The following is a 6,577-nucleotide window of genomic DNA, read 5'->3' on the forward strand; positions in this document are numbered from 1 at the left end:
GCTCGCGGCGCTCAACACGGGTCATGACGGCGGCGCTGGCACGGTGCACGCCAACAGTCCGGCCGAAGTGCCTGCGCGACTCGAGGCGCTCGCAGCCGTTGGCGGACTGGGGCGTTCGGCGCTGCACAGCCAGCTGGCCGCCGCCGTCCGCGTCGTCCTGCACGTCGGAAGGGACCGCGCAGGGGTGCGCAGGCTCGAAGAGATCGCCGTCCTGCGCAGATGCGACGACGGAATGGTGGTCGCGTCGAGTGCTTGGCATGCCGATCGCGGATTCGACTGCGGCATGGCACCTTTGAACGAACTTCTGACGGCGCGAGGCCGGGCGTGATGGTAGCGGCAGTGGCGTTGGCGCTGGCCCTGATGGTCGCCCCGCGACACTCCAGTCACCGTTTAGGCGCGCAGCGACCGGCGAGGCGCGCACCGCGGCGGGCCTGGTTGCGCATCGCATCGGTCGCGGGTGCGCTGGTCCTCGCCCTGGTCGCCCCGCCTGCCGCCACCGTGGCGAGCGCCGTGGTCGTGGCCACGTTTGCGATGCGCCGCAGAGGTTCCAGGGGCAGGGCCCGTCGGGCCAGGGAGTCTGCGGCTCTGCAGGGTGCACTCAGTGTTCTGGTGGGGGAGTTGCGCGTCGGAGCGCACCCCGTCGTCGCGTTCGAGTCGGCCGCTGCCGAGGTCGACGGTGCGGTCGCGACCTCGTTGCGGGCGGTTGCAGCACGGGCTCGACTTGGCGCGGACGTCGCCGCTGGATTGCGTTCGGTAGCTGGACGATCGCCCCTTTCGGGGCACTGGGAACGGTTGTCGGTGTGCTGGCACTTGGCGCAGACGCAGGGGTTGGCGATCGTCGCGCTGGTGCGGGCGGCCCAACGAGACATCGTCGAGCGGGAACGCTTCGCCTCCACGGTCGCCGCTGGGATGGCGGGTGCGCGCGCCACCGCCGCGATTCTGGCCGGCCTACCGGTTCTGGGTGTCGCGTTGGGGCAGCTCATCGGCGCAGAGCCCGTGCGCTTCCTGCTCTCCGATGGCGCGGGCGGATGGCTGCTGATGATCGGCGTCACACTGGCCTGTGCCGGTCTCTGGTGGTCCGACCGAATCACCAGTCAGGTGATCGGATGAGTCTCGCCGCGATGCTCCTGGCCATCGCGGTGCTGGTCTCCGGCGGCCGGAACCGGCTGAGCAGACAGCTGGAAGTACCTGCCGTCACGCGTCTTCCGGCGGGTGACGCCGCCGATGATCCCCTTGCCGTTGCGTCGAGCCTCGACGTGTTCGCAGCCTGCCTGTCCTCCGGCATGGCGGTGGCAGGGGCGGCGAGGGCGACCGCCCCGTTCTCACCGCGGCCGTTGGCCGAGGTCCTTGACCGCGCCGCGGATCTGCTGACGCTTGGCGCCGATCCCGTGACGGCCTGGTCGAACGTCGGCTCGCCGGAGGACTCGCACGTGGAGGCGCTGTGCAGGCTGGCGCGGCGATCGGCGGTGTCGGGAACGGCTCTGGCACAGGCGGTCTCCGAGCTTGCCGACCAGTCGCGCTCGGACGCCGCCGACGCGGCGAGGGCCGCTGCCGAACGCGCGTCGGTTCTCATCGCAGGTCCACTCGGTGTGTGCTACCTGCCCGCCTTCGTCTGCCTGGGAATCGTCCCGGTGGTAGTCGGGCTGGCGGGTGACGTACTGCAGTCGGGGGTGTGGTGAGCAGGACATGACTGGCGGAGATGCCGCGAGTTCAGCAGAAGGGATGGGGATTGATGACGATGATGGGCAGCGTTCTTCGCGGATTTCACCGCATACAGGCTGGGATGATGATGCTCGCGGTGGACGAGTCCGGCATGTCGACCGTCGAGTACGCGATCGGCACGATTGCGGCGGCGGCGTTCGGCGCCATTCTGTACACGGTGGTCACGGGCGACTCGATCGTGAGTGCGCTGACCAACATCATCACCCGGGCGTTGAACACCAACGTGTGAGTGCGACTCGGGCGATTCGTTCGGCGGGCTGGAGCGCAGCGACTCGGGGGGTTGGTGGTGAGTCCGGTGGTGTCACGGTCGAGGCGGCCTTCGCGGTCGCCGCGCTGGCGGTGGTCCTGGTGTTGTGCGTGGGTGGGCTCGCCGCGGTCGGCATGCAGCTGCGGTGCGTCGACTCGGCGCGGGAGGCTGCGCGGTTGGCGGCCCGTGGCGACGAGGCCGCCGCCTTCGAGTCGGTGCGCAGGGGTGGACCCGCCGGGGCGGCGCTTTCGCTGCGCCACGACGGTGCCTTCGTCGTCGCGAGGGTCAGCTCGCGATCGGTCCTGCTACCGGGTCTCACCATCGCCGCGGAATCCGTTGCGTCGCTGGAGCCCGGCCTCTGAGCGGGGTTCGGCGAGCGTGATGGCGGCCGGGGTGATGACGGTGCTCCTCGTTCTCACCGTGGCGGGTGCCGTCGTCGGCTCGGCGGTGATCGCCAGGCACCGTGCGCAGGCGGCCGCCGACCTCGCCGCGCTGGCCGCGGCGGGCCGAGTTGCATCCGGTCGGGAGGCGGCGTGCGCGTCTGCGGGATCGCTCACCGCGGCGACGGGTGCCTCTGTGTCGTCGTGCACGGTTGCGGGTCTCGACGTCGTCGTGACGGTCGAGGTGCCGATCCGCCTGGGGCGGTGGGGAGTCCACGCGGTGCACGCCCAAGCCCGCGCCGGACCCGCAGACGGCTAGGAGCGCGCGGCCTTCTCGGCGCGGGCCTTGGCCCGGCGCGTCGTCTTGCGGGGTGACGCCGTCAGCTCGTCCTCGGTCGGGAGGCGCAGGGACAGCAGTCCGGCGAAGACGTCGTCGTCGATCTCGACCCGGTGGGCCGTGACGTGGATGGGCGTCCACCCGCCGTCGACTGCCCGTAGCCGCAACACTCGCGAAGCGGCGCCGGAATCGAACTCCGTTGCCATCGAGGCCATTTCGAGTTCATCGTCGGGGTGGATCATCGTGAGGCCGTCCTCGCGGGCGTGCCAGTCGTAGAACGGGCACGGATCGTCCAGCCACTTCAGCAGCTTCCACGTCTTCAGGTCGACCAGGGCACGATGGACACCGGGCCGAGCCAGTCCGTTGAGGATCCGTTGACCGAGATCGTTCAGCGGCAACGCGGAGTCGTCGTGAATGCTTCGCCAGTTCATGGCGCGGCAGATCAATCGATCGCGCCCGGTTTCGTCAGCCTCCTCGAGGACACGCGCGGCGAAGCCGACGGTGATGGGCTTGCCCGCGTGATCGATGACGTCCCAGGTGCTGCAGAAGGTTCGGCCGGCCTCCGGCTTGATCGCCACCGCAAGCACCTTCGCTTCGCTCGGATTGAGGTTGCGGGTGGGAAGGTCCTCGGCGAACGCGCGCCCCTGCGTCGACTCGACCGCGGGATCGAGGCCGCTGTTGAACAGCGACTCCGGGGTGTCCGTGGCGATCCCGTTCGTCAGATCCCACTTGAGTGGGCCAGGCACCGGCCGGTCCGGGGGCGCCTCGTCGAGTGGTCCGATCCAGACGTGGACGCCATGGATGCGCCCATCCGTCATCCGGACGACCTCGGTGCGAATCACGCGGTCGCTCTTGGGGGTGAGGCTGCTGAGCGGCTTACCCGCGTGCACGGTCTCGCCGATGGCCGTCTGAATCGCCATCAGGTTGGGGTTGCGCCGCAAGAACGCGCTGATCGGGACCAGATTCTTGGTCTGCTTCCCCTGTGCGACCACGGCCGGTTCGGCGCCGAGCGTCTCCACGAGGAGCCAGTCCGGGGTCATGGCGGCATCTTACCGTCGGGCGGCACGCCGACATCTCGGGAACCACGCGCCGAAATCGGTTGTCGTGATGCCACCTGACTTGCGCAGGCCCATGTCAAGAGGTAATTTCCGGGCTGTGCCCGGGTTGTCCGGGACTGAGAACGGATCGCGTTGTCCGGCCGTTCCTCGAGATCGTCTGCATGATCGGCGCGCCACTTCGGTGGTGTTCGCCGTTCGTCCGTGGAGGCGGCCGTCGAGGGGTGGTCGCCGTCACGGACGGACTCCTCAGCGGTGATTTGCCAGCTCGTCGAGCACCAGACGCAGCACCAGGACGGCCCCCGCCTTGTCGAGCGGATCATTGCCGTTGCCGCACTTGGGCGATTGCACGCACGACGGGCACCCCGCCGGGCACTCACACGACTCGATCGCCGCCGCCGTTGCGTCCCACCAGGTTGCGAGCTGACGGAAGCCTCGGTCGGAGAACCCGGCGCCGCCCGGGTAGCCGTCGTAGACGAAGATCGTCGGCGTTCCCGACTCGGGGCCCACCGCCATCGACACGCCACCGATGTCGCCGCGGTCGCAACTGGCCACCAGCGGAAGCAGCCCGATCGCCGCGTGCTCGGCCGCGTGCAATGAGCCGGGCACCCGTGTGTCGGCAATGCCGCTGCGCTGCAAGGCTTCCGGATCGATGGTGCACATGACTGCCATCGTGTCGAGGGTCTGGGTGGGCATCTCCAGGTCGACGAAGTCGATCACCTCGCCGTCGAGTCGCCGACGCAGGTAGCCGATCACCGTGTGGCTCACCGATACCGGCACCAGTCCCACGGTGACGGAACCGATGGTTCGTCGCTCGCCGGGACCCGTGACGGTGACGTCGGTGATCTCCCTGGCCGAGGTCGAGTAGCCCGGATCGTCGGCCCGCACGAAGGCGATGCCGTCCTCGAAGTCCAGCGAGTCGACGACGTAGCTCTCACCCTGGTGCAGGTACACCGCGCCGGGATGCACCGACGACGGAGCCTGCCCCGCGCCCGTGCTGCCGAGCATCCGGCCCGTTCCGGTCTCGAGGATCGCGATCTGCCCGCCGGAGGATCCGCGGATGTCGACGGCCGAGTGTGGATCCAGCCCTGGCGCGGGAAAGTAGCCCGCAGGCCGCCGCCTCAGCAGTCCGTCGTCGACGAGTGCGTCGGCGACGACCTCGGCGCCCCACGTTCGCACCTCGCTCGTGGTGAGGGGAAGTTCCGTCGCGGCGCAGAGCAACTGGGGGCCAAGGACGTAGGGGTTGGATGGATCGATGACGACGCGCTCGATCGGCCTGTCCAGCAGCGCGGCCGGATGGTGCACCAGGAAGGTGTCCAGCGGATCGTCCCTCGCGATGAGCACGATCAGGGCGCTCTGACCGCGTCGACCCGCGCGCCCGGCCTGCTGCCAGAACGACGTGACGGTGCCGGGGAAGCCGGCCAGCACGACGGCGTCCAGTCCCGCGATGTCGACGCCGAGTTCCAGTGCGTTCGTGGTGGCGAGCCCGCGCAGATCTCCCTCGGACAGGGCGTGTTCCAGCTCGCGGCGATCCTCGGCGAGATAGCCGGCGCGGTAGGAGGCGACCCGGTCGGCGATGTGCGGCGCGATGTCCTCGAGCCGGGCCCGCGCGGCGAGTGCGGTCAGCTCGGCACCTCGCCGGGAACGCACGAAAGTCAGGGTGCGTGCCCCCTCGGCCATCAGGTCGGCCATCACCCGCGCGGCCTCCGCGCCCGCCGATCGCCGCACCGGGGCGCCGTTCTCGCCGACGAGATCCCCCAGCAGGGCCGGCTCCCACAGGGCGATGGTGCGCCCGCCCTGCGGTGACCCGTCGTCGGTCACGGGGACGACAGTCTGGCCGATCAGTTCTGCGGCGGTCTCACCCGGGAGTGCCGTTGTGGCGCTGGCGAAGATGACGGTGGGAGTCCCCGAATACCGCTCGCACAGGCGCAGCAGCCGACGCAGCACCATCGCCACATTCGACCCGAAGATGCCACGGTAGTAATGACACTCGTCGACCACGATGTAGGTGAGGTTGCGCAGGAACACCGCCCACCGAGCGTGGTTGCGCAGCAACGACAGATGGATCATGTCGGGGTTGGAGAAGATCCACCGCGACCGCTCCCTGGCGAAGCGCCGCATCTCGGTGGTGGCGTCGCCGTCGTAGGCGCTCGGCGCGATGTCGCGCAGCGTCTCCGCCGCCGAGGTGAGCGCCTGCGCGGCGCGCAGCTGATCGTGGCCCAGCGCCTTGGTCGGCGCCAGATACAACGCTCTGGCCTGGCGGTTCTCCGACATCGCCGCCAGGATCGGCAGTTGATAGGCCAGCGACTTGCCCGACGCCGTGCCGGTCGACACCATCACGTGGCGACCCTGATGTGCCAACTCCGCGGCCGCCAACTGGTGTGACCACAATCCGGTGATCCCGCGCTCCGCGTACGCCGCGACCACCTCGTCGGGAGCCCACTGCGGCCACGGCCGGCCCTGGGCACGGCGCGCGGGCAGATCGGTGACGTGCCGCAGCGGATGTTCGTCGGGGGCAGTGCCTTCCAGCGCACGGGCCAGCAGTTCGCGCCCGAACAGAGATCCCGACTCTGCCACTGATCCGCTCACCTGCTTCCGTTCTCAAATTCCGGGGAGATTCCCGGGACGTGTCCCCAGGTGAATTGTTAACTACCGGATCGTGCCGACACTGTTGTAGGCGCTCTGAACATGATTGACTAATCGCGGTCGCAGCTTCTGTGTTCGTGTTCTCGCACTCGCAGGATCGTCGTTGCGATCGCGGTTCCTGCGAGGGTTGTAGGTCGGGTCAAGTTCCGGCGACTCCACGAAGGATTGGCGGTCGGAACGGGCCCGGTAC

7 protein-coding genes and 1 pseudogene are annotated in these 6,577 nt (G+C 69.3%); 6 read left to right on the plus strand and 2 right to left on the minus strand.

Annotated features, from left to right (window positions below):
- From ACRDUX_RS10835 to ACRDUX_RS10860, 6 genes and pseudogenes are all read left to right on the plus strand, one after another.
- A pseudogene (locus ACRDUX_RS10835) lies at positions 1-328 on the plus strand (TadA family conjugal transfer-associated ATPase); the annotation flags it as partial.
- Positions 325-1,110: a type II secretion system F family protein gene (locus ACRDUX_RS10840; RefSeq protein ID WP_526413720.1), complete on the plus strand. Its 786-nt coding sequence runs from the start codon at positions 325-327 to the stop codon at positions 1,108-1,110. The pseudogene ACRDUX_RS10835 and the gene ACRDUX_RS10840, both read left to right, overlap by 4 nt.
- The gene (locus ACRDUX_RS10845) at positions 1,107-1,679 is read left to right on the plus strand and encodes a type II secretion system F family protein (RefSeq protein WP_526413722.1); all 573 of its coding nucleotides are present in this window, start codon (positions 1,107-1,109) and stop codon (positions 1,677-1,679) included. The genes ACRDUX_RS10840 and ACRDUX_RS10845 overlap by 4 nt, the downstream gene beginning before the upstream one ends.
- Positions 1,680-1,741: 62 nt before the next feature.
- Positions 1,742-1,951, plus strand: coding sequence for a DUF4244 domain-containing protein (locus tag ACRDUX_RS10850; RefSeq protein ID WP_526413732.1), 210 nt, complete (start codon positions 1,742-1,744; stop codon positions 1,949-1,951).
- Positions 1,948-2,331 carry a TadE family type IV pilus minor pilin gene (locus tag ACRDUX_RS10855; protein WP_526413724.1) on the plus strand — a complete coding sequence of 128 codons (384 nt, stop codon included), beginning with the start codon at positions 1,948-1,950 and terminating at the stop codon, positions 2,329-2,331. The genes ACRDUX_RS10850 and ACRDUX_RS10855 overlap by 4 nt, the downstream gene beginning before the upstream one ends.
- A 16-nt stretch (positions 2,332-2,347) precedes the next feature.
- Positions 2,348-2,668: an Rv3654c family TadE-like protein gene (locus ACRDUX_RS10860; protein ID WP_526413726.1), complete on the plus strand. Its 321-nt coding sequence runs from the start codon at positions 2,348-2,350 to the stop codon at positions 2,666-2,668.
- On the opposite strand, the gene ACRDUX_RS10865 is transcribed toward ACRDUX_RS10860, so the two are convergent.
- Both ACRDUX_RS10865 and sftH read right to left on the minus strand, forming a co-directional pair.
- Positions 2,665-3,726 carry a PAS domain-containing protein gene (locus ACRDUX_RS10865; RefSeq protein WP_526413728.1) on the minus strand — a complete coding sequence of 354 codons (1,062 nt, stop codon included), beginning with the start codon at positions 3,724-3,726 and terminating at the stop codon, positions 2,665-2,667. The two genes, ACRDUX_RS10860 and ACRDUX_RS10865, sit on opposite strands and share 4 nt — an antisense overlap.
- Before the next feature lie 264 nt (positions 3,727-3,990).
- The gene (gene sftH, locus ACRDUX_RS10870) at positions 3,991-6,330 is read right to left on the minus strand and encodes a DNA 3'-5' helicase SftH (protein WP_526413730.1); all 2,340 of its coding nucleotides are present in this window, start codon (positions 6,328-6,330) and stop codon (positions 3,991-3,993) included.
- Positions 6,331-6,577: the final 247 nt, after the last annotated feature.

Source organism: Mycobacterium sp. (assembly GCF_050701675.1).
GTDB lineage: Bacteria > Actinomycetota > Actinomycetes > Mycobacteriales > Mycobacteriaceae > Mycobacterium.

Bases quoted from the DNA above. Each gene is read 5' to 3' on its own strand.
- ACRDUX_RS10850 (WP_526413732.1), top strand. From the start codon at position 1,742: ATGGGCAGCGTTCTTCGCGGATTTCACCGCATACAGGCTGGGATGATG.
- ACRDUX_RS10845 (WP_526413722.1), top strand. From the start codon at position 1,107: ATGAGTCTCGCCGCGATGCTCCTGGCCATCGCGGTGCTGGTCTCCGGC.
- ACRDUX_RS10865 (WP_526413728.1), bottom strand. From the start codon at position 3,726: ATGACCCCGGACTGGCTCCTCGTGGAGACGCTCGGCGCCGAACCGGCC.